This window comes from Bradyrhizobium sp. USDA 4461 (assembly GCF_054055655.1).
The window spans coordinates 1,259,297-1,284,723 of sequence record NZ_JBSRXM010000001.1 but is presented as its reverse complement, the minus strand read 5'-3'; the positions used below and the strand labels follow the sequence as shown (position 1 = coordinate 1,284,723).

The 25,427-nt window shown below is 65.6% G+C and carries 22 protein-coding genes and 1 pseudogene; 7 read left to right on the top strand and 16 right to left on the bottom strand.

What is annotated here, in order from left to right; genetic code table 11:
* The first annotated feature begins 321 nt into the window (after positions 1-321).
* Positions 322-978 carry a FecR family protein gene (locus ACVINW_RS06110; RefSeq protein WP_456750461.1) on the top strand — a complete coding sequence of 219 codons (657 nt, stop codon included), beginning with the start codon at positions 322-324 and terminating at the stop codon, positions 976-978.
* A gap of 74 nt (positions 979-1,052) precedes the next feature.
* Positions 1,053-1,919: a tetratricopeptide repeat protein gene (locus ACVINW_RS06105; protein WP_456750460.1), complete on the top strand. Its 867-nt coding sequence runs from the start codon at positions 1,053-1,055 to the stop codon at positions 1,917-1,919.
* 47 nt (positions 1,920-1,966) lie between these two features.
* Here the strand turns inward: ACVINW_RS06105 and ACVINW_RS06100 are convergent, their stop codons facing one another.
* The 6 genes and pseudogenes from ACVINW_RS06100 to ACVINW_RS06075 form a co-directional block, all read right to left on the bottom strand.
* Positions 1,967-2,833 (bottom strand): efflux RND transporter periplasmic adaptor subunit, encoded by an 867-nt coding sequence (locus ACVINW_RS06100; protein WP_456750459.1) that lies wholly within the window; start codon positions 2,831-2,833, stop codon positions 1,967-1,969.
* Complete coding sequence (locus tag ACVINW_RS06095; protein ID WP_353699194.1) at positions 2,830-3,036, bottom strand: DUF1656 domain-containing protein; 207 nt, start codon at positions 3,034-3,036, stop codon at positions 2,830-2,832. The genes ACVINW_RS06100 and ACVINW_RS06095 overlap by 4 nt, the downstream gene beginning before the upstream one ends.
* On the bottom strand, positions 3,033-5,084 hold the full coding sequence (locus tag ACVINW_RS06090; protein WP_456750458.1) for an FUSC family protein: 2,052 nt from the start codon (positions 5,082-5,084) through the stop codon (positions 3,033-3,035). The genes ACVINW_RS06095 and ACVINW_RS06090 overlap by 4 nt, the downstream gene beginning before the upstream one ends.
* 2 nt (positions 5,085-5,086) lie before the next feature.
* Complete coding sequence (locus ACVINW_RS06085; RefSeq protein WP_456750457.1) at positions 5,087-5,575, bottom strand: MarR family winged helix-turn-helix transcriptional regulator; 489 nt, start codon at positions 5,573-5,575, stop codon at positions 5,087-5,089.
* A gap of 85 nt (positions 5,576-5,660) precedes the next feature.
* A pseudogene (locus ACVINW_RS06080) lies at positions 5,661-6,801 on the bottom strand (MFS transporter).
* A 217-nt stretch (positions 6,802-7,018) separates the two neighbouring features.
* Positions 7,019-7,165 carry a hypothetical protein gene (locus ACVINW_RS06075; RefSeq protein WP_456750456.1) on the bottom strand — a complete coding sequence of 49 codons (147 nt, stop codon included), beginning with the start codon at positions 7,163-7,165 and terminating at the stop codon, positions 7,019-7,021.
* 154 nt (positions 7,166-7,319) lie between these two features.
* On the opposite strand from ACVINW_RS06075, the gene ACVINW_RS06070 reads away from it, so the two are divergent.
* The gene (locus ACVINW_RS06070) at positions 7,320-7,532 is read left to right on the top strand and encodes a hypothetical protein (protein WP_456750455.1); all 213 of its coding nucleotides are present in this window, start codon (positions 7,320-7,322) and stop codon (positions 7,530-7,532) included.
* A gap of 48 nt (positions 7,533-7,580) precedes the next feature.
* Here the strand turns inward: ACVINW_RS06070 and ACVINW_RS06065 are convergent, their stop codons facing one another.
* Together ACVINW_RS06065 and ACVINW_RS06060 are read right to left on the bottom strand one after the other, a co-directional pair.
* Positions 7,581-8,852, bottom strand: coding sequence for a GNAT family N-acetyltransferase (locus ACVINW_RS06065; protein ID WP_456750454.1), 1,272 nt, complete (start codon positions 8,850-8,852; stop codon positions 7,581-7,583).
* Positions 8,853-9,041: 189 nt separating this feature from the next.
* A complete protein-coding gene (locus ACVINW_RS06060; RefSeq protein ID WP_139486795.1) occupies positions 9,042-9,599 on the bottom strand; it encodes an HNH endonuclease in 558 nt (185 codons plus the stop codon).
* 190 nt (positions 9,600-9,789) lie between these two features.
* Here ACVINW_RS06060 and ACVINW_RS06055 point away from each other — a divergent pair, with 190 nt between their 5' ends.
* On the top strand, positions 9,790-11,550 hold the full coding sequence (locus ACVINW_RS06055) for a chloride channel protein (RefSeq protein WP_456750453.1): 1,761 nt from the start codon (positions 9,790-9,792) through the stop codon (positions 11,548-11,550).
* A gap of 131 nt (positions 11,551-11,681) precedes the next feature.
* Here the strand turns inward: ACVINW_RS06055 and ACVINW_RS06050 are convergent, their stop codons facing one another.
* The 6 genes from ACVINW_RS06050 to ACVINW_RS06025 all read right to left on the bottom strand — a co-directional run bounded on the left by ACVINW_RS06050 (position 11,682) and on the right by ACVINW_RS06025 (position 19,918).
* On the bottom strand, positions 11,682-13,013 hold the full coding sequence (locus ACVINW_RS06050) for an IS1182 family transposase (RefSeq protein WP_456756313.1): 1,332 nt from the start codon (positions 13,011-13,013) through the stop codon (positions 11,682-11,684).
* Positions 13,014-13,218: 205 nt separating this feature from the next.
* Positions 13,219-14,196 carry a peptidyl-alpha-hydroxyglycine alpha-amidating lyase family protein gene (locus tag ACVINW_RS06045; protein WP_456750452.1) on the bottom strand — a complete coding sequence of 326 codons (978 nt, stop codon included), beginning with the start codon at positions 14,194-14,196 and terminating at the stop codon, positions 13,219-13,221.
* A 126-nt stretch (positions 14,197-14,322) separates the two neighbouring features.
* Positions 14,323-16,110, bottom strand: coding sequence for a flavin-containing monooxygenase (locus ACVINW_RS06040; RefSeq protein WP_456750451.1), 1,788 nt, complete (start codon positions 16,108-16,110; stop codon positions 14,323-14,325).
* Between the two features lie 100 nt (positions 16,111-16,210).
* Positions 16,211-17,296 carry a DUF2855 family protein gene (locus ACVINW_RS06035; RefSeq protein WP_456750450.1) on the bottom strand — a complete coding sequence of 362 codons (1,086 nt, stop codon included), beginning with the start codon at positions 17,294-17,296 and terminating at the stop codon, positions 16,211-16,213.
* A gap of 102 nt (positions 17,297-17,398) precedes the next feature.
* Positions 17,399-18,916: an acyl-CoA synthetase gene (locus tag ACVINW_RS06030; RefSeq protein WP_456750449.1), complete on the bottom strand. Its 1,518-nt coding sequence runs from the start codon at positions 18,914-18,916 to the stop codon at positions 17,399-17,401.
* 30 nt (positions 18,917-18,946) lie between these two features.
* Complete coding sequence (locus ACVINW_RS06025; protein ID WP_456750448.1) at positions 18,947-19,918, bottom strand: NAD(P)H-dependent flavin oxidoreductase; 972 nt, start codon at positions 19,916-19,918, stop codon at positions 18,947-18,949.
* A 176-nt stretch (positions 19,919-20,094) separates the two neighbouring features.
* Here ACVINW_RS06025 and ACVINW_RS06020 point away from each other — a divergent pair, with 176 nt between their 5' ends.
* Positions 20,095-20,982: a LysR family transcriptional regulator gene (locus tag ACVINW_RS06020; protein WP_456750447.1), complete on the top strand. Its 888-nt coding sequence runs from the start codon at positions 20,095-20,097 to the stop codon at positions 20,980-20,982.
* 107 nt (positions 20,983-21,089) lie between these two features.
* Here the strand turns inward: ACVINW_RS06020 and ACVINW_RS06015 are convergent, their stop codons facing one another.
* Together ACVINW_RS06015 and ACVINW_RS06010 are read right to left on the bottom strand one after the other, a co-directional pair.
* The gene (locus ACVINW_RS06015; RefSeq protein WP_456756312.1) at positions 21,090-22,652 is read right to left on the bottom strand and encodes a glycoside hydrolase family 17 protein; all 1,563 of its coding nucleotides are present in this window, start codon (positions 22,650-22,652) and stop codon (positions 21,090-21,092) included.
* A gap of 169 nt (positions 22,653-22,821) precedes the next feature.
* On the bottom strand, positions 22,822-23,475 hold the full coding sequence (locus tag ACVINW_RS06010) for a DNA-3-methyladenine glycosylase family protein (protein ID WP_456750446.1): 654 nt from the start codon (positions 23,473-23,475) through the stop codon (positions 22,822-22,824).
* 112 nt (positions 23,476-23,587) lie between these two features.
* Here ACVINW_RS06010 and ACVINW_RS06005 point away from each other — a divergent pair, with 112 nt between their 5' ends.
* Positions 23,588-24,454 (top strand): nucleotidyltransferase domain-containing protein, encoded by an 867-nt coding sequence (locus tag ACVINW_RS06005; RefSeq protein WP_456750445.1) that lies wholly within the window; start codon positions 23,588-23,590, stop codon positions 24,452-24,454.
* Entirely contained in the window at positions 24,454-25,326 is an 873-nt protein-coding gene (gene gluQRS / locus ACVINW_RS06000; protein ID WP_456750444.1) for a tRNA glutamyl-Q(34) synthetase GluQRS, read from the top strand. The genes ACVINW_RS06005 and gluQRS overlap by 1 nt, the downstream gene beginning before the upstream one ends.
* Positions 25,327-25,427 lie beyond the last annotated feature (101 nt).

Here is a 25,427-nt window from a genome sequence, read left to right as displayed (position 1 = left end):
CACCCGCAGCCATAGGCTTGCCCGCCGAAACGTCCTGATTGAAACCAAATTCGGTAGTGAAAAATCGGCTTCCAATGCGGCGGGGAGCCATCGCGGAAACGACAGACCTGCTGTCCATTATCCCGAGTGCAGCCCCACTGAATTTAGTGTATATTTACCAAGTAAATTGTCCACTTATTAATTTTTAATCGAGCCACACCAGGCCCTTAGGCCTGTTTTTGCGACAACTCGTTTGGCAGTAAAGGTCCTGCGGTCCCGGCCTGGCGGTCCAGATCGTCCATCGCGCCGTGACACGGCAAGATCTTCTCAACGGAGGGGATCGTGCGTATCCATTTGATTGTGCAATTGCTTGCAAGCTTCGTTTTGGCGTTCGTGATGCTGACGCCGGGTCCGATGCTGGCGCAAACCGAGCGCGCCCAACCTGCGGTTCAAACGTCCTCGGCGAACTTCATCGGGACGGTGGTGACGGCCACGGGCTCGGTCACGATCGAGCATCCGAGTGCTGTCGTCGTGCAGGCCGCTCTGTCGGATCAGCCGTCGCAGGCCAAGGTTGGCGACCGCATCTATATGGGCGACGTGGTGCAGACCGGGGCCGACGGACGGGTCGGAATCAACTTCACCGACGGCACCTCGTTCAATCTGTCGAGCAACGCCAAGATGGCCATGACCGAGTTCGTCTACGACCCGAACGGCAAGTCGAATTCGACGCTGTTCAAATTGGCCAATGGCACCTTCACCTTTGTCGCCGGCAACATCGCCAAGACAGGCGACATGAAGATCGACACGCCTGCGGCGACGATGGGAATTCGAGGCACCACGCCACGCATCGAAATTTCCGACGATGGAACGGTCAGGTTCGCGACGCTCGTGGAAGAGGGCAAGAGCAAGCTCGTGAGAAAGCCCGCGACACGCGTGACGCCGCAACCCGAACAAAACACCTACCACAGGTTCAATCCCGGTATTTGTCGAGGGTGCTAGGCAAGCAAGGCGTCGGTCTTGTGCGGCTACTCACGGAAATCGGCGGCTCCGCGTCATCAAGACCGGAGCCAGACATGAAGCCTCGTGCGGGTACCGCCGCGGGGGGCGGCTTGGTGGCGCTGCTGCTCCTGCTGTTGCTCGTATCGCCGACGGCCGCGCAGAGTCCGAAGCCAAAGGGCAACTATCTGCAGAATATCGAGTTGTGCAGCGGCCACGATCGCAAGGCGGTCGACGCGCGCATCGTTGCCTGTACGGCGCTGATCGACGCAGCCGAGGACATGACGCCGGTTGGCCTCGCGATCGCCTACAACGATCGCGGCAGCGCCTATGCGTCCAAGGGGGAATACGACCGCGCCATCCGGGATTTCGATCATTCGATCGAGCTCAATCCGAGCTACATCAAGCCGTTCAACAACCGCGGCGTGGCCTATTTGGGGAAGCGCGACTACGATCGCGCGACCAGCGCCTTCGATCAGGCCATCAAGCTCAACCCGAACTACGGCGAGGCCTTCGCCAACCGCGCCGGCGCCTATCTGAAGAAGCATGACTATGCCCGCGCAGCCCAGGACTATGATCAGGCCATTCGTCTCGAGCCGAACCTGGACGGCGTGTGGAACGGACGCTGCTGGAGCCGGGCCATCCTCGGCGCGTTGCAGCAAGCGCTGGAAGATTGCAACAAGGCGCTGCAATCGGGACCGGCCAACGCTGCCACTTATGACTCGCGCGGCCTGGTCTATCTGAAGACCGGCGCGCTGGGCGCGGCGATCGACGACTACAGTTCGGCGCTTCGCGTCGATCCGAAGCTCGCCAGCGCACTCTATGGACGCGGGCTCGCGAAGCTGAAGCAGGGCGACAAGGCCGGCGGCAATAGCGACATCGCAGCCGCCAAGGCAATTCAAGCCGGCATCGGCGACGAGTTCAGGCGTTACGGCGTGCAGTAGACGCGCTTGGCGACGGAAGCCACCGCAAGCATGCGCGGCCCGGCCGGCTAGTCCATGATCTCGACCGTCGCCGAACGGCCGGCGACCAGCGCAATGCGATCCGGCAGCTGGTCGAGCGCGATGCGGACGGGCACGCGCTGCGCCAGCCGAACCCAGGTAAAGGTCGGATTGACGTTGGCGAGCAGGTTCGCGCCCTGGCCGCGGTCGCGATCCTCGATGCCGGCCGCAATGCTCTCGACATGTCCGGTGAGCCGGACCGGCTCGCCCATCAGCCGGACCTGCGCCTTGTCGCCGACGTGAATGCGCGCCAGCTTGGTCTCCTCGAAATAGCCTTCGACATGCAGCGTGTCGCTGTCGACCAGCGCCATCACGCCCTTGCCCGCGGAGACGTAGACGCCGGGCCGCAGATCCATGTTGGTGATGGTGCCGTTGACCGACGCGCGCACTTCGCTGCGATCGAGGTTGAGCTGCGCCACGGCGCGATCGGCGACCGCCTGGTCGTAGGCGGCCTTGGCCTGGAGCTGCGTGGCCAGCACCTGCTCCTGCTTCTGCTGCGACACCGCATCCGTTGTCAGCGAGCTGTAGCGTTTGAGATCGGATTCGGCCTGATCCAGCGTCGCGCGATGTCCGGCGACTGCGGCATCGGCCTGCTGCAACGCCAGGGCAAAACGCGCGCGATCGATCCGGAACAGGATATCGCCGCGATGCACCGGCTGGTTGTCCTTGACCAGCACGTCGGTGACGAAGCCGGATACGTCGGGAGCAACCTGAACCACATCGGCGCGCACCCTGCCGTCGCGGGTCCACGGCGATTCCATATAATAGATCCAGAGCGCGCGAGCGACGGCCAGCGCAGCGACGAGCGCGACCGCAGTCAGCGCCACCCGGCCGAGCCAGGCGAAATTCCCCTTCATGGCAGAAACTCCGAGAGATAAACGACGACGCCCAACAGGCATACGTACAGTGCGAAATTGAACAGCGCGCGGTGCCAAACCAGCCGGTACAGCCCGAAGCGCTGCATGATCCGGCTCACCACCGCGCTCAGCGCATAGGCAACGATGAGCCACAGCAGCAGCGCCGGAACCAGGACACCGTAGATGTCGAGCTCATATCTCATGCCGCAAAACTCTCCTCGGGCTGCGATCGATACGCGGGCGCATCCGGAAACAGGCCGCGCCGGATGCCGACGAGGCCGAGCAGCGCATCGTCCCGTGCGCGCTCATTGGGATCCTTGACGACCGCGGTCAGCGCCGCATCGATGCATGATAGAAGTTCGTCCGGCAGTGGCTGGTCCGCATGGGCGCGAAACGCCGCCGCGAGGTTGTCCAGCATGTCGTCGACGGCGTCCACGGTCGATGCGGCGAGACCATAACGGGCGCGCCTGAGGTCGATGATGTTGAGCCCGATGCGCAGCTGAACCAGGCTGTCGGCATCACGGCGGTCGCTCTCGGAGATGAATGCGATGCGCTGGACCAAGAGCCCGAGCCGATGCAGCATCAGGCCGGCAAACTGCGCGCGATCGCCGCGGCCGCGCCGCTCGGCCGCATCCGCGAGCGTCTGCCAGCTCGAAATCATCAGCCGCTTGGCGATCCATTCGGCGCCGACGCCGCGCGCGATCCGCGTCACGATCTCGGCGATGACGACGCCGAGGAAGAAGGCGACGGAGGTGTTGGCGAAACTGGCAAAATCCGCGCTGTAGGTCGATTGCAGCGCGAGCAGCGTCGCGGTGTTGGCGGCGAGCGCCATGCCGATCGGCGCGGTTTTCGGCCGCGCGATCAGGAAACCGTACAACAGGAAGGTCGGCGCCAGCGCGGCGATCAGGACCTCGACATGGGAGATGCCCGGCACCAGCGCGAACTGATAGATCGCGACGACGACGATCGCGACCAGCGAAAACAAGCCGAAGGCCCGGATGCTGCGCGCCGGTTCATCCTGCGCGGCGAAGAAGGAGCAGGCGACCGCCGCCATCATCGGTGCCGAGGCGCCGTCGGCCCAGCCGGTCGCAATCCACAGGCCGCAGCAGATCAGGATCGCCGCCGCGGCGCCTGTGGCCGACCACAGCGCCATGCCGTGGTCGCGATGACGGACCGGTGCTGCCCCCGACTCCGGATGGAACGCCAGCGGGACGGTCGAGATATCCCGGCCCGCGGCAATCGCATCGCCCACCGCGCGGCAATCGGCCGAGATGTCGACAAGCTCGCGCAGCCGCAGCAGCAGGCTGATCGTGATGATGCGCTCGCGCGGCGCGAGCCCGTCGAGTGCGGATTGCCGCTCGGCGATCGCAACCCTGATCGGTTCGCTGGATTGCCGCTGGCGGTCCTCGTCCACGATCCATTCGGCGAGATTGCCGAGCAGGCGCCGCAGCTCCGGCTGCCTTTGCAGCGCCGCCTCGCCGAGCGCGACAAGCCGGTCCTCGATCGAAGTGATGATCGGCAACAGCATCAGCATGCGCAGCCGGACTTCACGCAGGCCGCGCACGAGGCCGGCGTCGGCCAGCCGGTCATAGGCGAGATGGGTGGTCAGCGTGTCGAGCTCGACGATGTCGGTCGCAAGGCGCAGGCGTTCGGCCCGGCGGGTCTCGCTGCTGCCGCGATCAAGCAGCACATCGCGGGACAGGCGGCGCGCATCCGACAGCCAGCTCCGGACCCGGCCGCCGACGGCCGGTGCGACGCTGCGGGGAAACACCACGGTCGAGACCAGGCTCGCGCAGATGATGCCGAGCGAAATCTCTTCGACCCGCGCCAGCGCGATATCGAAGATGCTGCCCGGCGCGGACACCGACGGAAAGCCGATCAATGCGACGGTGTATCCGGCCAGCATGAAGACATAGCTGCGCGGCGTGCCGTCGAGCAGCGACAGATACAGGCAGAGCCCGACCCAGAGCGCGATCGCGAGGCACAAGAGCTCCGGCGCATCGATCAGGTTCGGCAGCAGCGCGACCGTCATGCTGGCGCCGACCAGGGTGCCAATGACGCGGAAGAACGCTTTCGAGCTGGTCGCGCCGGCCAGCGGCTGCGAGGTGATATAGACCGTCGCCATCGCCCAATAGGGACGCGGCAGATCGATCATCAACGCGATGACGAGCGCCAGCATCGACGCGGCGAACGTCTTCAACGCGAAGATGAGGTTCGCGTGGCGGACCAGGAACGGCTCATCCGCGCGCATGGCTATTTCGCCTCGTGGGCAGTTGCGGCCGCAGTCGTCTTGGCGTCCTGCAAGCGGCTCGCGCGCTGCTCGATGCGCAGGAGCACCTCGAAGGTTACCGCAAGTTCCTCGCTGCCGATATCCTTCAGCAGGCTCGACCGCACGCGGCGCAGCACCCTGTTGGTTTCCTCGACCTTGGCGTGGCCGGTTGGGGTGAGATGCAGCGTCTTGGCGCGCCGATCGGTCGGGTCCTCGCGACGCTCGACCAGGCCTTCGGACTGCAGCAGATCGATCAACCGCACCAGCGACGGCCCCTCGATCCCCAACTCGTCGGCCAGCACGCCCTGGCGGACGTTCGCGCCCTGCCGCGACAGCACCAGGAGCGGAATCGCCGTCGCGTAGGACAGGCCGTGCTCAGATAGCGCCTGATCCGACTCGCGGCGCCAGATCCGCCCGAGCCTGGTGATCAGGCGGCCGATCTCGGCGTGGATATGGGATTGCGACGGCGGCATGAAAAATTAGATAGGATACGAACTATTAGGATACAACGATAGGGTTCCGCTCGGTGCGGGTGTTCACGCAAATGCGATCACGGCGTCAGTATTTCTGCACGGTCGACCGGAACGCCGTCCAGATCGCGACCGACAGAAGGCCCAACCCGCCGAGCACGAGGAAGGCTGGGCCATATCCGACCCATTGCGCGATCCAGCCGCCAAGCGCCGGGCTCAGTGAGGCGCCGACGCCTTGAATCGTAATGACCGCTCCCTGTCCAAGGTTGACGCGGCCGGTTCCGCTGAGCGAGCGCGCCACCATTCCCGGCACCGCGACGCTCTGCAGACCGGCACCGATGCCGTCGAGGACCTGCACAGGGAGAACGCCCCACCAGCCCGAAAGGAAGAAGGCGAGCGCGCCGCGCGCCGGCAAGGCCAGGAACGACAGCAACAGGACGGACCAATAGTTCCGCCGCTCGGCTGCGTGCATGCCGGCGATCGATGCGAGGATCATCACCGCCTGCGCAACCACGATCGTCGTCGCGACGAAGCTCGGACCATTGGCGTGATTGCCGGCGACCGCGGCAAGGCCGTAAAGCGGCACGATCGCAGCGTTGCCGAGGTGAAACGCAGCCAATGCGACCGCGAGCACCAGCAGCGGCCTGTGCTTGACCAACACCGAGAAGCCGCTGGGCTGGCTGTCCGGATCGTCTTCCTTACCGCGTGCCGCGTGGTGATTAATGCTGTCGGGCGGGATCATCAGGACACAAGCAATCGTGATCGCGCCGAACAGAGCGGCGAGGACGAAGACCGCCACATAGCCGTACTGCCAGCCGAGATAACCCGATGCCGCGGCACCGACCAGGTTGCCGGCGTGGTTGAACGCCTGATTGCGGCCGTTCTGCCGGTTGAACCCGCGCTGCTTGACGATGCCGAGCGTGATGCCGGTGACCGCCGGAACGATCGCGGCACCCGCGATCGATGTCGCGACCTGCGACAGGGCGACGGCCCAGAAGTTTTGCGACATCAGGATGACCGTGGATCCCAGCACGACCGCCACGCCCGGGACGATCACCCAGGCCCGCTTGTGGTTCGTGGTATCGATGCAGCCGCCGATCGGCGTCGTGATCAGCATGCCGGCGACGTTACCGAGCGTCAGCGCGGGTCCCGATCAGGCCGCTGGTCCAGCCATGCAGCTGAAGGAAGACGCCGACGAACGGTCCGATCCCCGACTGCATGTCTGCCATGAAGAAGTTCACGGCCAGCAGCGGCCAAAGGCGGGCAGGCGCAGAGGATTTCTTTGCGTTGCGATCGGGCATGTTCCATGAACGCGCGGGAACGCCGAACGGGCTGGTCATGAATTGATAATTTCTGCGCAACCGGCAGCGCCGCAATCTGCATGGCGACAGGCTGCTTGCTCCCCGGCCGCTGCGAGGCGGCGTCGGACAGACGGTGCCGGCCCGCTTACCGCATCAGCGTGTAGGCGAGCACGACGACCACGAGCGCGATGATCGCAGACGTGATGATCATGCCGTAGGGGCGCGCCCGGATCGCCTGCGTCGTCTCGGCGGTCCTTGCGGGAGCTGGTTCAGCGGGACCTTCTCGGACCATCCTTGGCGTCCTGCTCGTCACAACACATTCCGACGCGGCCGGTGCAGCTTCGTTCCTAGCGAGCGAGGGCCGAACCGGAGCGCATAGGAACTTCGCTCCGAGGGCGTTGTTGAGGCCCTGTTCGGAGGCGCGCAGCTTGCGCAAGGAGAAGACGATGGGATTGGCTCAATACGCGGTGATTCCGGCCGGCGAGGAATGGGGCGTCCTGCATGACGGCAATCTCAACGCCGGGTACGCCACCAAGGAAGCTGCATTCGAGTCGGCCGCGGCTGCCGCGTCCCTGGCAATCAGGCTGGGGCACGAGGTCCACGTCAGCGTTCCCGGACGCGAAGAGGGCGAGGCGGCTCTCACCAAGCAGCCGGCTTAGCCGCGAACGGCGCTTGCAGTCTGCATCGTCGCGCTGCGGCGCCCGACCTCAGCCGAAGTCGTGCATCAATCGGCTCCAGTCCTCGCCGGCGAGGCCGCCGACATAGATGTCGCCGCGTATAATGGCCTCGTTGACTTCCGGAATACGCGTCAACGCCATGGCGAAGGCGCGGTGCCGGAACACCAGCCCGCGCTGCAGCCCGAGCCCTGCCATCAGTGCCGGTTGCGCGCGGCCGCGGGCTTCGGCATGGCCGGTGTCCTCGAGGTGGCGGAACATCGCACACAGCACGCCAACCTCCTGGTCGGGACGCGACAGGATGTTGAGAACATGCGCGGTGCGCCCCGGGGCCGCATAGTAGACAAAACAGCCGATCGGCGTGCCGGACTGGTCTTCGACCGCACGGATCGTGAATGAGCCGAGTGTGGTGTTCTGCGCCGCCAGGCCGACCAGCCAGCCCAGCTCATCCGCCGACCAAAGCGGGCGGACGGCGTAGTGGGCAATGAACTCCGGCGCGCGCGTGAGGAAGTCCGCGACAGACATTTCCCGCACCTTGAGGCCGGCGGGCCCCTCGGTGTCGCCGTCGCCGCGCAGGCGGCTCAGCAGCGCGTCGACGGGACGCGCGAGCGTTGCCAGGCGCCGATCGAGGCCGCGCAAGACGCGCGGCGAAAGACGTCCGACGAACGCTGCCACCGGACGGAAGGTGCGCACCCATTCCAGGTTCTGCAGCGGAATCGTTTTCCCGCCGATCGCCAGCAGCGACTTGGCGCTGGTCGGCGATGCACTGTCGCAGAACGAAAGACCAGCCCTTTTCGGCCGCAGACCAAGATTGAGCTGGGCCGCACCGGCGGAGTCCCGGTTTGTCATGAAGACGCCGAGCAGCCGACCCGGGATGACGTTGCCGCAGGCCATGAAGTGCATCGGGATCGCGAGCAGCGCGCTCGAGATGCGGCCATCCTGCTGTTGATAGATTTGCGTGCCCGCCGCTTCGCTGTAGGACGGTGATCCCAGGGTCAACGCATGCAGATAGCCTTTGAGATCCGCGCTGGCGGGTTTGTCGATGCCCCTGAAGACCTTGAGGAAGAGACCCGCGACCGCGGCAACGTCTGCCGTGGTCATCGGCCTGGCGGCGCCCTTGCGTGACGTTTGCGGGGCGGCCTGGGCGGTCGGTTCGGACTGCTGCCGCGGATGATCCGGCACGATCGACAGACTGTCGCGCGGATGGATGAGCCGGACCGCCGTATCGGACGTTACGCTAAGCATGATTCGCCATCTCGTCTCCTGCCGCCCAATTGCGACAGCACCGTCGGACGACAGAATCAATGCCAGCCGACAAGCTCGGGTCGGTCGACATCACGCGAGCATGACAATTTCAGAACTGCTCCGCGCAGGCGTGCGTCCTTGCTTCGACTCTCCAGCGAGACCTGTGAGCCGTCAACAAATTCAGCTTGTGGAGGTTAATTCGTTAACCTTGCGGCCCGTCGCGGCACAGCCGCACCGCCGAGACCGAGATTACGGATCGAGCTCAGTATCCCAATAGAGATAATCGAGCCAGCTCTCGTGCAGATAGTTCGGCGGGAACAGCCGGCCGTTGCGATGGAGCTGATGCACGGTGGGTGCATAGGGCGTCTGCTTCGGAAACATCTTGGCCTGCTGCGGCGTCAGATTGCCCTTGCGCAAATTGCAGGGCGAGCAGGCGGCGACGACGTTCTCCCAGGTGGTCTGGCCACCCTTGCTGCGGGGAATGATGTGATCGAAGGTGAGGTCGTCGGCCGACAGGCAATATTGGCAACTGAATCGGTCGCGAAGGAAGACGTTGAACCGGGTGAAGGCGGGGTGGGTGGTCGGCTTGACGAAGGATTTGAGGGATACGACGCTCGGCAGCTGGATTTCGAAGGAAGGACTTCGTACCGCGCGGTCGTAATATTCGACGATGTTGACACGATCGAGGAACACCGCCTTGATCGCGTCCTGCCAGGACCAGAGCGACAGCGGGTAATAACTCAGCGGCCGGAAGTCCGCATTCAACACCAGCACCGGCCAACCGCCTTGCGAGACATGTGCGTTCAAATAACGCTCCTGACTCCCATTAGCTGCGAAGCAGCATGCACTCACATACTACAGGCAGCGTGACGGGATTGTGAAGAGCAATGAGCGGCTTATCCGCCAGCCCCTGCCATGTTCCTGCCCCGATTGCCTCCTGCCCGCGAGGCCCGTAAAGGGAGCCGCAAGCCCCCTCGGCCAGTGACGGACCCTGCCGATGACCACGACATCACGCTATCTCGAGGCGCCGCGCCGGTTGCGCGCATTCGTGCGTGCGCACGAGACGAGCCTCGTGGTGCTGGCGGTGCTGATCGGCGCCATCGGCGGCCTCGTGGTGGCGGTCATGAGCGGCCTCGTCACGGTGCTGCATTCGGTGCTGTTCAATCTGCCGCTGGGTGACCGGCTGTCGAGCCAGCCCAGCATCGATCCCGTGCGCGCACTGCTGGTTCCCACGGTTGGCGGCTTGCTGCTGGGATTTGCGTTCCTGCTGCTGCTCCGGGTCCGGCCGGCCCGCGAGATCGACCCGATCGAGGCCAATGCGCTCTATGGCGGGCGGATGTCGTTCCGCGGCAGCGTGATCGTGGCGCTGCAGACGATCTGGTCGAGCGGCGTCGGCGGCTCGGTCGGGCTCGAGGCCGGCTACACCCAATTGTCCAGCGGCTTGGCCGCCTCGCTCGGCCGCGGCTTCCACCTCCGCCGCAACGACCAGCGAATCATGGTCGGCTGCGGCGCGGCGGCGGCGATCGCCGGGGCCTTCAGCGCGCCGCTAGCCGGCGCCTTCTACGCTTTCGAACTTGTGATCGGCGGTTACACGCCGGCCAGCCTGACCCCGGTCGGCGTGGCGGCGGTGACCGGCTACTTCGTGGCCCATGCCTTCGAGCCGCTGCCGCTCGGGGTCGGCGTCGGAACCGTCGGCGACGTGCTCGGGCGCGATCTCGCGATTGCCGCGCTGCTCGGCATGGTCGCGGCGCTGACCGGGATCGCGATCATGCGCGGGGTGACGCTGAGCGAGGCGCTGCTGACGAAGACCCGCCTCTGGCAGCCGCTGCGGCCGGCGCTCGGCGGGCTTGCCGTCGGCGCGATGGCGCTGCTGACGCCGCAGGTGATGTCGTCGGGCCATGGCGCGCTGCGCTTCGCCGGCATCGTGGCGATGCCGCTTGCCTTCATCGCCGGCGTGTTCGTGCTGAAGGCGATCGCCTCGATCGTCTCGCTCGGCTCCGGCTTCCGCGGCGGGTTGTTCTTCGCCACGCTGTTCATGGGCGCGCTCGGCGGCCGGCTGTTCGCGGCCGGCGTCGACATCGTGTGGCCGGGGCTCAACCTCGATCCCAACGCCTATGCGGTGATCGGCATGAGCGCGCTGTCGGCCTCGGTGATCGGCGGTCCCTTGACGATGTCGTTCATCGCGCTGGAATCCACCGGCAATCTCTGGCTCACCACCGCAGTGCTGGTCGCGGTCATCATCTCGACCACGATCACGCGCGAATTGTTCGGCTATTCGTTCGCGACCTGGCGGCTGCATCTGCGCGGCGAGACCATCCGCAGCGCCGCCGACATCGGCTGGATTCGCGATCTCACGGTCGGCAAGATGATGCGGCAGGACATGACGACGGTGAGCGCCGCCATGCCGATCGAGGCGTTCCGCGAGGAATTTCCGCCGGGCTCGAAGACCCAGGTGGTCGCGATCGACGGCGAGGGACGCTATGCCGGGCTGGCGCTGGTTGCCGAGGCGCATGCGCCCGATCTCGAGGCCCACAAGGGACTGGTCGGCATCCTGCGCTACGCCGACGTGGTGCTGCATCCCGGCATGAACGTGCAGGAGGCGATCGCGGTGTTCGACGCCGCCGAAGCCGAATCGCTCGCCGTGGTCGAAGGCGATGGCGCCCGGCGGCCGATCGGCCTGCTCACCGAAGCGCATGCGATGCGGCGCTACGCGGAAGAATCCGAGCAGCGCCGCCGCGAGGTGATCGGCGAGATTTGATTTTCGCGGGTGCGCTTTTTCGACCCGTCATCCTGAGAGCTTGTGACGGATTCGGCTCCTGCGGAGTTTTTGGCGGCTGTTCGTCGCAGCAATTGGCAGGTTTGAGTTCGAGTTCGGCGATGACCCGTTGTTTAGGCTCTGGAGAGGCGGTTGCCTTGCAGGATGTTGTTGACGAGGGCGTACCAGAGCACGACGGCACGGACCTTTTCGATGCCGCGCACGGTCAATTGCCGCAGGTCCCAATTGCGCCAGCGGGCATGGATGCACTCGCAGATCGACCGGGACCTGTATCGGGCCTTGCCCTCTTCGCTCGCCATTCGCGCACGCCAGGCCAACACCCCCGGACCGTCGCCGCGCCGCGGTAGATAGGGATCGGTACCGTGCTTGGATTGAGTGGGCGGACAAAAGATATCGATGCCCTCGGCATAGGCCCATTCGATGTCCTCGGCACTGCCAAAGCCGCCATCGACGAGATGGTCCTTGGGCAACCCTCCGGGCCGCGCACGCTGCCGCTCCAGCATGGGACGCATCAGGCCGCGATCGGATCCGATGTTGCAAATTCTGGTGTCGACGACGATCTGCTCGCCGGCCACGCTCGTCACCTGCACGTTGTAGGCGGGGCGGAAGCCGCCGTTCGCCATCTTCATGACCCGTGCATAGGCGTCCGTCGTGGAGGCCCGCGGCTCCTTCGGCGTCTTGCCGTTGCCGCGACTTTCTTCGCGCTCCTTGCGCTGCTGCTTGATCTCGGCGAGCGCCGTCTGCGCCGCCTTCACCCGCGCGCTGCGTTCCCGCGCGGCCCGCTCCTTGGCTGCCCGGGCACGCTTATTGCTGGCGTCCGAGCGTGTGTCGACCTCGCGCTTGAGGTCTTCCACCACGGCCTCAGCCTGCGCCAAATGCTTATCCAGCGTCGCCTCGCGCCGGAACGAGGCCGCCCCGGCGCTGGCCCGGACCCGCATGCCATCCTGCGCCAAGGTCTCCAGATCGACGAGACCGGCCTTTGCCAACGCTGCCAGATGCTCACTGAGCAGTCGGTCAAGCAGATCGGCGTTGCCGACCCGGAAGTCCGCCAGCAGGTGATAGTTCACCGACACCCCGCCGCACAGCCAGCGATAGGCATCGTGGCTCTCGCACAGCCGCTCCAACGCCCGCGCGCTGCCAACGCCTTCGCTGGCGGCATAGAGCCACAGCGCCAGCAAAAGCCGGGGCGAGGTCGCGGGGTGACCGGGACGATCGCCGCGAGCCTTGATCCGGTCCTCCAACTCACTCAGATCAAGCTCTTCGACATAAGACCAGATCAGCCGCACCGGATGGTCTTCCCCGATCAGGCTCTCAATATCAACCGCTCGCAGCGCAATCTGGTCGCGCTGGGGCTCACGCAGCCGCGGAGCGCCGGGCAAGCCCGCTTCGACTGATGGCTTCGCCTGCTCCGGCAGGTCCCCAAACAACTCATCGGCAGCCAACATCACCTCCCGCGAATCCATCATCGCCAGAGAATCACACCGCGCCGGCTTTCGGCTATAATGCTCGCTGAAACCCCAAAAAAATCACACCCTCTGAGGTGCGCGCTCTTGCGCGCCTCGAAGGATGCACGGGCACCAGCCGGGCCGTCGACCCTTCGAGGCTCGCTCCGCTCGCACCTCAGGGTGACGGGATTAAAGCGGAGCTTCGCTACGCCGTCACCCGCTCCAGCTTCTGCAGGCACCGCGTCACGCGCACCGCGGCGGGCATCTCGGTGTCCGGAAAACTGGTCGTCCAGTCGGTGACGCCGACCTCGCCGACATAGATGTCGCCGCGGGAATCCAGCGCGAGGCCGTGCGGCGCCAGGAATTTTCCGGTCTCGACGCCGGGGCCGCGCTCGCCGCCGAGCCGGGCGATGTGCCTGCCGGTGTGATCGACGATCGACAGCCGCGGGCCGAGATTGGGCACCTTGCGGTTGACGGCCATGCCGGGCCCGAGCTCGCCGATCACGAAATTCGGCTGCTTGCCGCCGCCGCAACGGCACAGCGCGCAAGGCCGGTGCAGGTTGTTCCACTGGGTCTCGTATCTGCCGTTGCCGTCGAACACCTGGACGCGGTGGTTCTCGCGATCGGCGACGTAGACGAAGCCGTCGGCGTCGGTGGCGATGTTGTGCACGATGTTGAACTGGCCGGGATCGGTGCCGGGCTCGCCCCAGCTTTTGATCAGCCTGCCGTCCGGCGTGTATTTGTGGACGCAGGCATTGCCGTAGCCGTCGGAGACGTAGATCTCGCCGTTCGGCGACAGCGCCGTATGGGTGCAGCGGTGGAACGGCTCGCCGCTCATGAACGGCGCCGGCTTGTGCGGGATGCCGATCGTCAGCAGCACCTTGCCGTCGGTGGTGCATTTGCGCACGGTATGGTCGCCGTCATCGGTGCAATAGAGGTTGTCCTCGGCGTCGATATGCAGGCCGTGAGCGCGCGAGAACACGCCTTCGCCCCAGCTCCTGATGAAGTTTCCTTCGCGGTCGAGCACCACCATCGGATGGTCGCCGCGGTTGAAGACATAGACGCGGTCCTTGCTGTCGACGGCGACGGAGGCGACGTCGGTCAGGCTCCAGCCGTCGGGCAGCTTCGCGAAATTCTCCACCACGCGGTAGCGGTGCTCGCCGGCGCCGAGGATGGTTGGCATTTTATGTTCCTCTCTCTCGTCATTCCGGGATGCGCGAAGCGCAGGCCCGGAATCCATTTATCTACAGAGCTTGCGGCCCGATGGATTCCGGGCTCGCGCTGCGCGCGCCCCGGAATGACGGTGTGGTTAGGTCAACTTCGCCACCGGCCCGACATCGCGCGGCAGCAGGCCCTCTTCGATGGCCTTGATCTGCAGCGCGAGGTAGCGCGAGTTGATGCGGCATTGCGCGAGGCTGCCGGCGATGAACCACAGGCCGGGCTGCGGCGTGCGGGTGTACATGTTGCGCAGCTCCTGACCGTCGCCAAAGCCCCAGATCGGACCGATTCGCGCGGCCATCGCCGCGCCGAACAGCTTCTTCACCAGCTCTTCCTGCGGCCGGTAGCCGGTCGCGAGCACGATCAGATCGGCTTCCACGGTTTCGCCGGTCTTCAGCCGCGCGCCGTCGGCCACGAAGGTCTCGATGTCGGCAAATTGCTTCAGGGCGATCGCGCCGCTCGCGACGAGATCGGAGCAGCCGACGTTGAAGTAGTAGCCGCCGCCGCGGGTCAGGTATTTGAACTGCCAGCCGGTGCCGCCGTCGCCGAAATCGAGCTTGAAGCCCTTGCGCGCCAGGCCGTCGAGCAGCGTCTTGTCAAGCTGCTTGGATTGCTCGGTCATCAGCACGTGGCTGCGCTTGGCGAGTGTCAGCGGCATCGAGGTCGCGATCAGGTCATTGTCCTCGAGCGAGCCTTCGTTATAGGCGGCATAGGCCAGCTGCGCCGACGGTTCGATATTGGTGACGAGGGTCGAGGAGCGCTGCACCAGCGTCACGTCGGCGCCGGAGGAATGCAGGTCCTGCGCAATGTCGTGGCCGCTGTTGCCGGTGCCGATCACCAGCGCACGCTTGCCGGTCCAGGTCTCGCCGTCTTCGTAACGGCTGGAATGCATGACCCTGCCGGAGAAATTCTTCAGGCCGGGGATCTCGGGCAGATTGGGGATGCCGCTGACGCCGGTTGCCATCACGACATGGCGCGGCTGCATTGTCCGCGTCGTTCCGTCGGCGCGGCGCAGCTCGACGGTCCAGCGTCCGTGTGCGTCGTCGTAGCTGCCGCCGAGAAATTCCGTGCCGGTCCAGAAGTTCAGCTCCATGGCGTCGACATAGGATTCGAACCAGTTGGCGAGCTTGTCCTTCGGGATGTAGGTCGGCCAGTTCGGCGGGAACGGCATGTAGGGCAGATGATTGACCTGCACCTGGTTGTGCAGGGTCAGCGCGTGATAGCGCTTGCGCCAATTGTCGCCGACCCGCGCCTCGCGGTCGACGATCAGCGCGTCGATCTTGAGTGCTTGCAGCCGCGCGGCGATCGCAAGCCCGGCCTGTCCGCCGCCGACCACCAGCACAGCGGGATCGCGGCCGGCATACTCGACGGACGCCTTGCGCAAATCGAGCCAGTTGGGGCCGCGGAAGTCGCGCGAATAGGCCTGTCCGCGCGGTCGTGTGTAGCCCTGCTGCTCCTCGAACCCCTTCAGCTCCTCGAGCGCGGTCAGCAAGGTCCAGGCCTTCAGCCGGTCGCTATCGGCGGCATCTGGGATCAGCCGCACGATGCCGTGGCCGCGGCCAATGGCGGTCTCGAACTTGAAGATCGCCTCGATCGCATCCGTGCCGGCGCGCGTGACCCGGCGCGGCGCCGCGCGCTCGGCATCGATGCGAAAATGATGCGGCGTGCTGCGCCGCGCATGCGCCGGCAGTTCCTCGATGATGGCGAAGGCGCGGTTGATGGTCTGGATGTTCCAGCTCAGCGCCAGCACGTCGCGCCAGTAGCTGTCGGGATGGAACAGCGGCTTCACCAGCACATCGTCGGGGCCGGCCAGCGCATCCTCGAACTGCACGAGCCAATTGTCGGCGGCGACCGAGATATCGTCCGTCTTGTCGAGCATTGAGTGTTTCCCGCCATCGGCCGCCTTGATGCGGCGCTCCTATTGCCGCAAAGCCTATACCGATCCGAAGCCACGCTGAAAGGGCGTGACGGGATGGCGCCTATTCGGCGAGCGACAGGATCAGGCCTTGATCCGGCGGGACGCGGCCTTGCAGGGTATCGAGATAAGCCTCGCGCACCGCAGCCGGACCGCGCCGCTCGACGACATCGAGCCAATCGGGCAGATGCGGCACGAGTTCGGCCCAGGCGGCGCCAAAGCGCTGCTCGATGCCGCCGGGCCCCCATTCCTTGGCGCGCCTGCGGATCTGGTCGGGCGCGAAGAACCACACCGGCTTGGCACCGGGCAGCGTCGGCTCGTCCGGCTCGCTCGCGCGATGGGTGAGGCCGACCCGGCCGGAATAGACCATCTGCGCACCGAAGTGCCGGTGCAGGCTCTCGCGCAGCGCGCTGTTGCCGGCCATGTCGACATAGGCGACGGATTCGGCCGGAGGGATCGCGGCGCCCCGGTCATAGGTGACGACCTTATCATAGCAGCCGAGCGAACTGACGAAATCGACATTGCCCTTTGAGGTCAGCCCGATCACGCGGATGCCCCGCTTGTGCAGCAGGTGCGCGAGCCCGAATGCGGTCTTGCTCGAGGCCGAGGACAGGATGACGCGGCGCGCGCCGTAGAATTCATTCTCGGCGAGCGCGTCGTCGACCAGGAACGACAGCATGAACAGCGGCAGCATCAGCGCGCGGAAGTCGCCCTGCCGGCCGGCATAGGTCGGGTCGGTGGAGACGCGGGCATAGTTGTTGTAGACCGGCGCGACCTCCTGCCGGTGGGCGGCGCCGTCACGCAGGCCGCGCTTGCTGACGTCGGCCGCCTCGATCACCAGATGGGTCGCCATCGGGAAATAGCCGAACAGCGTCTCGCCGACGGCGATCATGGGGTGTTTCGAGGCCAGCACCTCGCCAAAACCCCACACCGGGATGATGCCGTAGTCCTTGGGGGCCGGAAACAGCTGCCAGTATTTCAGCTGCTCGCCGATCACGGCGTAGGTGATGTTGTTGGCGGTGAAGGCGAAGCGGGTAACCTTCACCAGCAGCGCGTCGGCCGGCAGCGCCGCGGTCTCTGGCAACTGCGTCTCGATCAACTTCCATTGCTGCAGATCGTTGCGGATGACGATGAAGTCGGTCGAGTTCATGGCGAAGGTCCCAGCTTCGGATGCGGGCGCATCGTTGCGTCGATTGCCGGTGTTTTGCAACAGCAACTAAGTTTCAAACGCCGTTCGCCTGGCCGTCACCGTTCAGCGAAGCTGTCCTTCGCGGTAGAGATCGCGCAGCTTGCGCTTGAAGATCTTGCCGGTGGCCTCGCGCGGCAGCGCGTCCATGAAGCGGATGTCGCGCGGCACCTTGAAGTTGGCGAGCTTGCCGCGCAGGAAATCCTGGATCGCCGCAGCCGACAGCGTGCTGCCGGCTTCCGGCTCGACGCAGGCGAACAGCCGCTCGCCATATTCGTCGTCGGGAACGCCGAACACCGCGCAGTCGCGCACCCCGTCCATGCCGATCAGGGTGTTCTCGATCTCGGCGGGATAGATGTTGACGCCGCCCGAGATCACCATGTCGCGCTTACGGTCGCACAGGAACAGATAGCCGTCGGCGTCGAGATAGCCGACATCGCCGACGCTGATCAGGCCGTCGCGGTCGGCCTCGGTGCGCGCCTTGGCGTTGCCGTGGTAATCGAAATCCGAGATCAATGTTTGACGCATAAAGATTTCGCCGGGCTCGCCGACATCGCATGGCGTCCCGTCGGGCCGGAAGGTCTTGACGATGCCGCCCTCGATGGCGCGACCGACCGTGCCGGGCTTGGCCAGCGCTTCGGCCGACGAATGCCACACCGGGATGCCGGTCTCGGTGGAGCCGAGATATTCGTTGATCACGGGTCCCCACCACTCGATCATCGCGCGCTTGACGTCGATCGGGCAGGGCGCCGCGCCATGCACGATGAAGCGCAGCGACGACAGGTCGTAGCGGCGTCGCGTCTCCTCCGGCAGCCGCAGCAGCCGCACGAACATCGTCGGCACCATATGCATATGCGTGACATGGTGGCGCTCGATCAGTTGCAGCAGGTCCTCGGGATCGAAGCGCGGCTCGAGCACGATCGCGCAGCCGCTGCGGAACGCGAGCATGCCGTAGGAGTGCGGGGCCGAATGGTACATCGGGCCGTTCATCAGGACCACCTGGTCTTCATTCGGCTTGACGCCGTAGGTGAGGGCGCCGACGCGCGCGGCGGCCGCCTGCTGCTCCGGCCGCATCGGCTTGCGCTTGACGCCCTTCGGCAGTCCTGTCGTGCCCGAGGTGTAGAACATCGGCGCCGCGCCGATCGGCGCGTCGGTGAGCGGCTGATGCGTCTCGCGCCAGATATCCCAATCGGTCATGCCGTCGGGCACGGTTGTGAGCGCGGGAGCCACGCCATAGGCCGCGGCGATCTCCGGCGGCGTCGTCACCACCAATAGCCTGATTCCAGCAGGCAGTCCGTCGCGGATCTGCGGCAGCAGGTCGGCGTGGCAGACCAGCGTGTCGGCGCCGCTGTCGGTGAGGATGTAGGCGACCTCGTCGGCCTTCAGATGCCAGTTGATCGGCACCACCGGGCTGCCGAGCGCAGCGGAGGCCGCGACCACCTCGAACAGCGCGAAATCGTTGCGCAGCATCATGCCGACCGGCTTGCCGCCCTGCACGCCGAGTGCGCGGAAGCCGGTGGCGGCCCGCGCGATGCGGGCGTGGATGTCGGCGTAGCTGATCTGTCGGTCGCCGCTGATGATCATAATAGCTCTCTCCAGGCGGTCGTCCGGACCTCAGGCGCTGGCCTGAAGGAACTGGCTGCGCGCCGCATTAAACTCCGCCTTCAGCCGCGCCACCAGCTCGGCGACCGGCGGAGCGTCGACGATCTGGCCGATGCCCTGCCCCGAGCCCCAGATGTCGCGCCAGGCCTTGACCTTCATGTTGCCGCCGGAGCCGAAATTCATCTTGGACTTGTCGGCGACCGGCAGATTGGCCGGATCGAGACCTGCCGCGGCGATCGACGGTCCGAGGTAGTTGCCGTGCACGCCGGTGAACAGGTTCGAATAGACGATGTCGTGCGCGGCGTATTCAGTCAGCGCCTGCTTGTACTTGAGGTCGGCATTGGCTTCCTCGGTCGCGATGAAGCGGGTGCCGATATAGGCAAGGTCGGCGCCGAGCGCGAGCGCGGACGCGATGCTCCAGCCGTCGGAGATCGCGCCCGACAGCAGGATCGTGCCCTTGAACCATTGCTTGACCTCGCGCACCAGCGCGAACGGCGACAGCGTGCCGGCATGGCCGCCGGCGCCGGCGCAGACCAGGATCAGGCCGTCGACGCCCTGCTCGGCGGCCTTGCGGGCGTGCTTCACATTGATGACGTCGTGGAACACCACGCCGCCATAGGAATGCGCGGCCTCGACGATCTCGGACGGCGGGCGCAGCGAGGTGATGATGACGGGCACCTTGTGCTTCACGCAGGTTTCCATGTCGCGCATCAGCCGGTCGTTGGAGGCGTGGCAGATCTGGTTGACCGCGTAGGGCGCGACCTTCTTCTCGGGATGCAGCGCCTGGTACTCGCCGAGCTCGTTCTCGATCTGCGTCAGCCACTCGCCGAGCTTCTCGGCCGGGCGGGCGTTCAGTGCCGGGAACGAGCCGACGATGCCGGCCTTGCACTGCGCGATCACAAGCTCGGGACCCGAGACGATGAACAGCGGGGAGCCGACGACCGGCAGTTCGAGCTTGTTGGCGAGCGACGCGGGCAGCGGCATTGTTCGGGTCCTCCATGGGTGGACCGCTCGGCCGGTGGCCAAAGCGGTTCGCGATTTGTTGTGATGGCTTGGAGCGGCGGCGCTCTTGCGTCGCAATATAGGGCTGGACGGTTGCGCGATGGCGTTCAATATTGAACAGTCAGTTGCCCAGAAATGAACATAGGCGGACGAGCGGCATGGACTGGGAGCTTTGCAAGACCTTCGTCGCGGTGGCGGAGACGCGCAGTTTCGCCGCCGCGGCGCGGCGGCTGCGCATCAGCCATCCGACCGTCGGCCGCAACGTCGCGGCGCTCGAGAAGCAGCTCGGGACCCGGCTGTTCGCGCGGTCCAATGACGGCTTGTCGCTGACCTCGCATGGCCGCAAGTTCCGCGAGCACACGGAGGTGATGGCCGCAGCCGCCTTGCGCGCGGAAGCCTCGGCGTCCGCCTCCGGCGAGCAGGCCCGTGGCGTGGTCAAGCTGTCGATCGGCGCGACGCTTGCCGCGCACTGGCTGATGCCGCGGCTCGGGCCGTTCCTGCACGATCATCCCAATATCCAACTCGAGATCATCACCCATCCGTTTCCGGCCAGCGTGCGCCGCCGCGAGGCCGATGTGGTGCTGCGGCCGGTCGATGCAGGGGATGAGAACCTGATCGGGCGCAGGATCGGCCGGCTCGGCGCCGGCTTCTATGCCTCACGCCTCTATGCGGCCGGGCGCAAGCTTCCGGAGCGGCCGGATGAGTGGAAGGGCCACAGCGTGATCGGGTTTGCCGACCAGGCCTCGAATGTGCGGCTGGCGCGGTGGAGCGATGTCATCACGCGGCAGGGCACGCTGGTGATGCGCTGTTCCTCGCAGGGCGACATGCTGGCGGCGGCGCGGGCCGGGCTCGGGATCTGCGCGCTGTCCTGCCTGGTCGGGGCCGACTATCCCGATCTGGTCCGGGTCGCGCCGCAGAAGCTCGCGAGCCTCTCCGATCTGTGGCTGCTCGCCCATCCCGATCTGGTGGAATTGCCGTCGGTGCGCGCGGTGATCGGCTTCGTCACCGACAGCGCGCGGGAAGATCGCGTCAGGCTGCGCGGCTAGAGCGTTTTCGAGCGAAGTGGATACCGGTTCGCGTTAAGAAAACGCGTCAAAACAAGAATCTAGAGCGCCGTTCCGATTCAATTCGGAATGGCGCTCTAGGCACCGTCTCAGGCGCGCGCCCGCCACAGCGTTCCCGCAAGCAGGATGAAGACAGCGCAAGTCCACATCGCCTGCCAGTTCTCAAATCCTTCGTTGAGGAGCGTATAGATGGCGGCTCCGACAAAGATGCCGGCGAAGATCGATTCGGCCAGCGGCCGGACTCCCTTGGTCGGCGGATTGAGCAGCGTCATCGCCGCAAACGGCACCGCCGCCATGGTGAGTGGCGCAAACGGAAAATCGATGAAGCGCGGGTCGAACACCAGACCGATCGCGGCCGCCGTGCCGACCACGACGGTGACGATCAGGGCCAATCCGTGCAAGGTCACCAGCACCGTCTCGGTGTGGTAGCCCTTCGGCCCCAGCAACTCCTGGAAGCTGGGCGGTGCGCGGCCCGATATCAGGGCGTTGGCGGCGAACAGCGGCGACGCCGTCGCCGCCACCAGAAGCGAGCCCCAGATAAGCCAGCCTCCCGTTCCGGTGCTTTCGTAGATCATTCGCTGGGCGGCGACCCCAAACAGGATTCCGGCGGTGGTCGCCGATACGCCGACCGCAAGCCATGGTGCGAATTCGGGCGTCCTCGGCTTGCGGCGCAAGCTCAGCCATGCCGCGCCGAACACCAGGATCGCCAGCGCCATTCCGCCGGCCATCTGCAATTTCCAGGACGGAAAGTTGCTGATCGGCACGCCGGCCGGATATTTCAGCGTGCGCTGTTCGGAATCGAACAGGCCCCAGGATCCGCCAATGGTGCCCTCGATCTCGCGCTTCCAGCCTTCATCATAGGCCTCGAACAGGTTGACGCGGAAATGCTCGCGGCGAGCCAGATCGAGCACCTCCGAGACCACTCGTGCCTGATTGATGCGCGACGGCAGCGCGGATTCGCGCATGCGTCCCTCGCTCGGCCAGCCGACTTCGCCGATGAAGATTTCCTTGCCCGGAAAAACCGCCGCGACCTGCCGGCGCATCTCGTCGGCATGCGCGGCGGCATGTTCCGCGGCGATTGGAACATTCTCCCAATAGGGCAGGATGTGAATGGTGACGAAGTCGACGGCATCGGCGAGTTCGCGATTGCTCAGCCAGAACTCCCAGACGTCGGCATAGGTGACGGGGACGGCGACCTGCGCCTTGATCGCGCGGATCGTGGCGGCAAGGTCGGATGCCGACATTTCCTTGCGCAACAAAACCTCGTTGCCGACCACGAGTGCGATGATCGTGTCCGGATATTGCCTGGCGAGGCGGATCGCCGTCTCGACCTGCGTCGCGTTCTTCTTGCGGTCCCGGTCGAGGAAAATGCCCTGAATGACTTTCAGTCCGGCCTTGGCTGCTAACCCGGGAATCTGATCGAGACCGAGATCGGTCGCATAGGTCCGGATGCAGTAGGAAATCTTGGCAAGCTGAGCGAGGTCCTCCGCGATCTGCTGCGGCGAGACCTGCGTCGCCGGCGAAAGTGATGTCTGATTGTTTCGGAACGGCGCGTACGAGATGCACTGCACCTTGTCGTTCGGATCGATCGGCGCCCGCGCGAGGCTCACCGGGATGCCCAGCCACCACCACGCGGCGGCGATGGCACCCAGCGAGATCGCGAGCAGCGTCAGCGGGATACGGGGAGAAACCAGGTCCGTCCTCCTTGCCGGAAGGATGTGCTGGGCGTGCTAAATGGGCGGGGCCGGCAAATTGAAAAAGTATCTGTCGGCTGATGCTATATCACGCGATCGCGTGTCGGTATGTTTTTCTTGATGACAGCTACTTCGCGGCGGCGATCACGCCCTCGCGGTTCTTCAGCACGCGATAATACGCCCACCACAGATGGGCGGCCGCGCCGCGTAGCGGACGCCACGGCTCGGCAAGCGGCGCCATCTGCTTCGGCGTCGGCCGCTGCTTCAACCCGAGCCCGACCTTGATCGCCTCCTGCACGGCAAGGTCGCCAGCCGGCCATGCGTCGCCATGGCCGAGACAGAACAGCAGATAGACGTCGGCGGTCCACGGGCCGATCCCGGGCAGCGCGGTCAGCGTGTTGTGCGCGGCATCGGCTTCTTCGTTGGCGAGCACGTCGAGGTTCAGCCGCTCTTCTGCGAGTTCGCGCGCGATGTGCTTCAACGTCTTGATCTTGGCCGTCGACAGCCCGAGGCGGCCGAGCCGGTCGGCGCGCGCCTTGCGGATCGCATCATGGTGAAACGGGTCGAACGCCTTGCTGACGCGCCCCCAGATCGCCGCCGCACTTGCGGTCGAGAGCTGCTGGCCGCAGATGATCGCGGCAAGCCCGGCAAACCCGGGCTCACGCTGCCGGATCGCCGGCATGCCGGTGGCTTCGAGAATCGGGCGCAGCCGCCGATCCTGGTCGACCAGTTTCTGGACCGCGTCGTCGAGGTCGGCCTGGGTTTCGAGATGAATCAGCATTGCGGGATCGACTTCCTCAGGCGGGCGCTCGCAACAGCTCGGGCTCCACGCCCTGTGGACGGTTCAGGGGATTTCAGAGTATGACAACATTACTTGATTTCGGAAGTGCTCGATGAGTTTGAGAAGCATTCCTGCCGACATGGACGCAGGAAAGGTCGCGGCGATCGATGCGATGCTCGACGGCATCGCGGATGAACACCGGGTTTTCTTGCCACTGGCCGTCGAGAGTGGAAGCCGGGCGTGGGGCTTTTCGTCACCCGATAGCGATTACGATTGCCGCTTCGTTTATGTCCGCCGCGCCATCGATCATATTACGCCCTGGATCGTACGCGATGTGATCGAGCTTCCGCTCGAAGGCGATCTGGACGTGAATGGCTGGGATTTGCGCAAGGCGCTTCAACTGCTGCTGAAAGGCAACGCGGTCATCATCGAGTGGCTCTGTTCTCCGGTGGTCTATCGCGGTCAGGTCTGGTTCCGCGACAGCTTTCTCGAATTTGCGCGGCATGCGGCGAGCCGGGAAGCGATCTGCCGCCACTACCTGCACCTGGGCGAACGGCAGCGCAGGGTCTATTTCGGCGACGAGAGCAGCATTCCGCAGAAAAAGGTGTTCTATGCGCTCCGGCCGGCGGCGGCGCTGCGCTGGTTGCGGATGCATCCGACCGAGGCTGTGGCACCGATGCATTTCCCGACGCTGATGGCAGAGTGCGCGCCTCCGGCGGAGTTGGCGGAGGAGGTCGGCGACCTGATGGCCCGCAAGGCCGTCACGCACGAACTGGGCGCCACGCCCCTGTCGCCTGCAGTTGCGGCCTTCATCGATTCGGAGTTCGACATTGCACGTAATGCGTTCCAGAACGGCACGGCAGAAATATCTGAGGAGATGATGCTGGAGGCTGGACGGTTCTACCGAATGGTCGTCGAGAGGCTGGAACGGGAGACGGGATCCCCATCCGAGGTGTTTCGTCACACCGGCTCGGTCTGATGCCGCCTCCCGTTTTCCGTTTCGCGCCGAGTCCGAACGGCCACCTGCATCTCGGCCACGCCTATTCGGCGCTGCTCAACCATGACCTCGCGCGGCAGACCGGCGGGCGCTTTCTGCTGCGGATCGAGGACATCGACGCGACGCGCTGCCGACCGGAATTCGAGCAGGCGATCTACGAGGACCTCGCCTGGCTCGGCCTCGCTTGGGAGACCCCGGTGCGGCGGCAATCGGAGCATTTCGCCGCCTATCGCGCGGCGATCGACCGCCTGGCGGTCCAGGGGCTGGTCTATCCGAGCTTCGAGAGCCGTGCCGAGATCGCGCGGCTGGTCGCCGAACGTGAGGCCAGTGGCGCCTGGCCGCGCGATCCGGATGGCGCGCCGCTCTATCCGGGCACGGCCAGATCGCTGCCGGCGGCGGAACGCGACCGGCTGACCTGGCAGGGCGCGCCGTTCGCGCTGCGGCTCGACATAGCCGTGGCCGGCGCGAAAGCCTGTGACCTGTGCTGGCACGAGGCGGGCGAAGGGCCGGACGGCGAGCGCGGCGACGTTGTGGCCCGGCCTAAGGCCTGGGGCGACGTAATCCTGGCGCGCAAGGAGACCCCGACCAGCTACCATCTCTCCGTCGTGGTCGACGATGCCCTGCAGGGTGTGACCGATGTGGTCAGGGGCGTTGACCTGTTCTGGTCGACCAGCGTGCATCGGCTGTTGCAGCAGTTGCTCGGCCTGCCTATGCCCGCCTACCGGCACCATCGCCTGATCCGGGATGCCGCCGGCCAGAAACTGTCGAAATCGACCCGGGCGACCGGACTGCGCGAATTGCGGGCGGAGGGAGCGAGCCCGGCCGACATTCGCCGTCTGGTCGGCCTGCCGTAAAGCGGCTGGTGACGATCATCGCGCATTGCGGTGATGGACCGCAAACGCTGCCGTGACTCCGGCCTGCCTGGCATGCCATGTTGTCGTCCGGGGCGGGGATC

Excerpts from the sequence above, each read along its gene's own strand:
- ACVINW_RS06105 (WP_456750460.1), top strand. The coding sequence starts at position 1,053 with ATGAAGCCTCGTGCGGGTACCGCCGCGGGGGGCGGCTTGGTGGCGCTG.
- ACVINW_RS06100 (WP_456750459.1), bottom strand. The coding sequence starts at position 2,833 with ATGAAGGGGAATTTCGCCTGGCTCGGCCGGGTGGCGCTGACTGCGGTC.
- ACVINW_RS06095 (WP_353699194.1), bottom strand. The coding sequence starts at position 3,036 with ATGAGATATGAGCTCGACATCTACGGTGTCCTGGTTCCGGCGCTGCTG.
- ACVINW_RS06090 (WP_456750458.1), bottom strand. The coding sequence starts at position 5,084 with ATGCGCGCGGATGAGCCGTTCCTGGTCCGCCACGCGAACCTCATCTTC.
- ACVINW_RS06085 (WP_456750457.1), bottom strand. The coding sequence starts at position 5,575 with ATGCCGCCGTCGCAATCCCATATCCACGCCGAGATCGGCCGCCTGATC.
- ACVINW_RS06075 (WP_456750456.1), bottom strand. The coding sequence starts at position 7,165 with ATGGTCCGAGAAGGTCCCGCTGAACCAGCTCCCGCAAGGACCGCCGAG.
- ACVINW_RS06070 (WP_456750455.1), top strand. The coding sequence starts at position 7,320 with ATGGGATTGGCTCAATACGCGGTGATTCCGGCCGGCGAGGAATGGGGC.
- ACVINW_RS06055 (WP_456750453.1), top strand. The coding sequence starts at position 9,790 with ATGACCACGACATCACGCTATCTCGAGGCGCCGCGCCGGTTGCGCGCA.
- ACVINW_RS06050 (WP_456756313.1), bottom strand. The coding sequence starts at position 13,013 with ATGTTGGCTGCCGATGAGTTGTTTGGGGACCTGCCGGAGCAGGCGAAG.
- ACVINW_RS06045 (WP_456750452.1), bottom strand. The coding sequence starts at position 14,196 with ATGCCAACCATCCTCGGCGCCGGCGAGCACCGCTACCGCGTGGTGGAG.
- ACVINW_RS06040 (WP_456750451.1), bottom strand. The coding sequence starts at position 16,110 with ATGCTCGACAAGACGGACGATATCTCGGTCGCCGCCGACAATTGGCTC.
- ACVINW_RS06035 (WP_456750450.1), bottom strand. The coding sequence starts at position 17,296 with ATGAACTCGACCGACTTCATCGTCATCCGCAACGATCTGCAGCAATGG.
- ACVINW_RS06030 (WP_456750449.1), bottom strand. The coding sequence starts at position 18,916 with ATGATCATCAGCGGCGACCGACAGATCAGCTACGCCGACATCCACGCC.
- ACVINW_RS06025 (WP_456750448.1), bottom strand. The coding sequence starts at position 19,918 with ATGCCGCTGCCCGCGTCGCTCGCCAACAAGCTCGAACTGCCGGTCGTC.
- ACVINW_RS06020 (WP_456750447.1), top strand. The coding sequence starts at position 20,095 with ATGGACTGGGAGCTTTGCAAGACCTTCGTCGCGGTGGCGGAGACGCGC.
- ACVINW_RS06010 (WP_456750446.1), bottom strand. The coding sequence starts at position 23,475 with ATGCTGATTCATCTCGAAACCCAGGCCGACCTCGACGACGCGGTCCAG.
- ACVINW_RS06005 (WP_456750445.1), top strand. The coding sequence starts at position 23,588 with ATGAGTTTGAGAAGCATTCCTGCCGACATGGACGCAGGAAAGGTCGCG.
- gluQRS (WP_456750444.1), top strand. The coding sequence starts at position 24,454 with ATGCCGCCTCCCGTTTTCCGTTTCGCGCCGAGTCCGAACGGCCACCTG.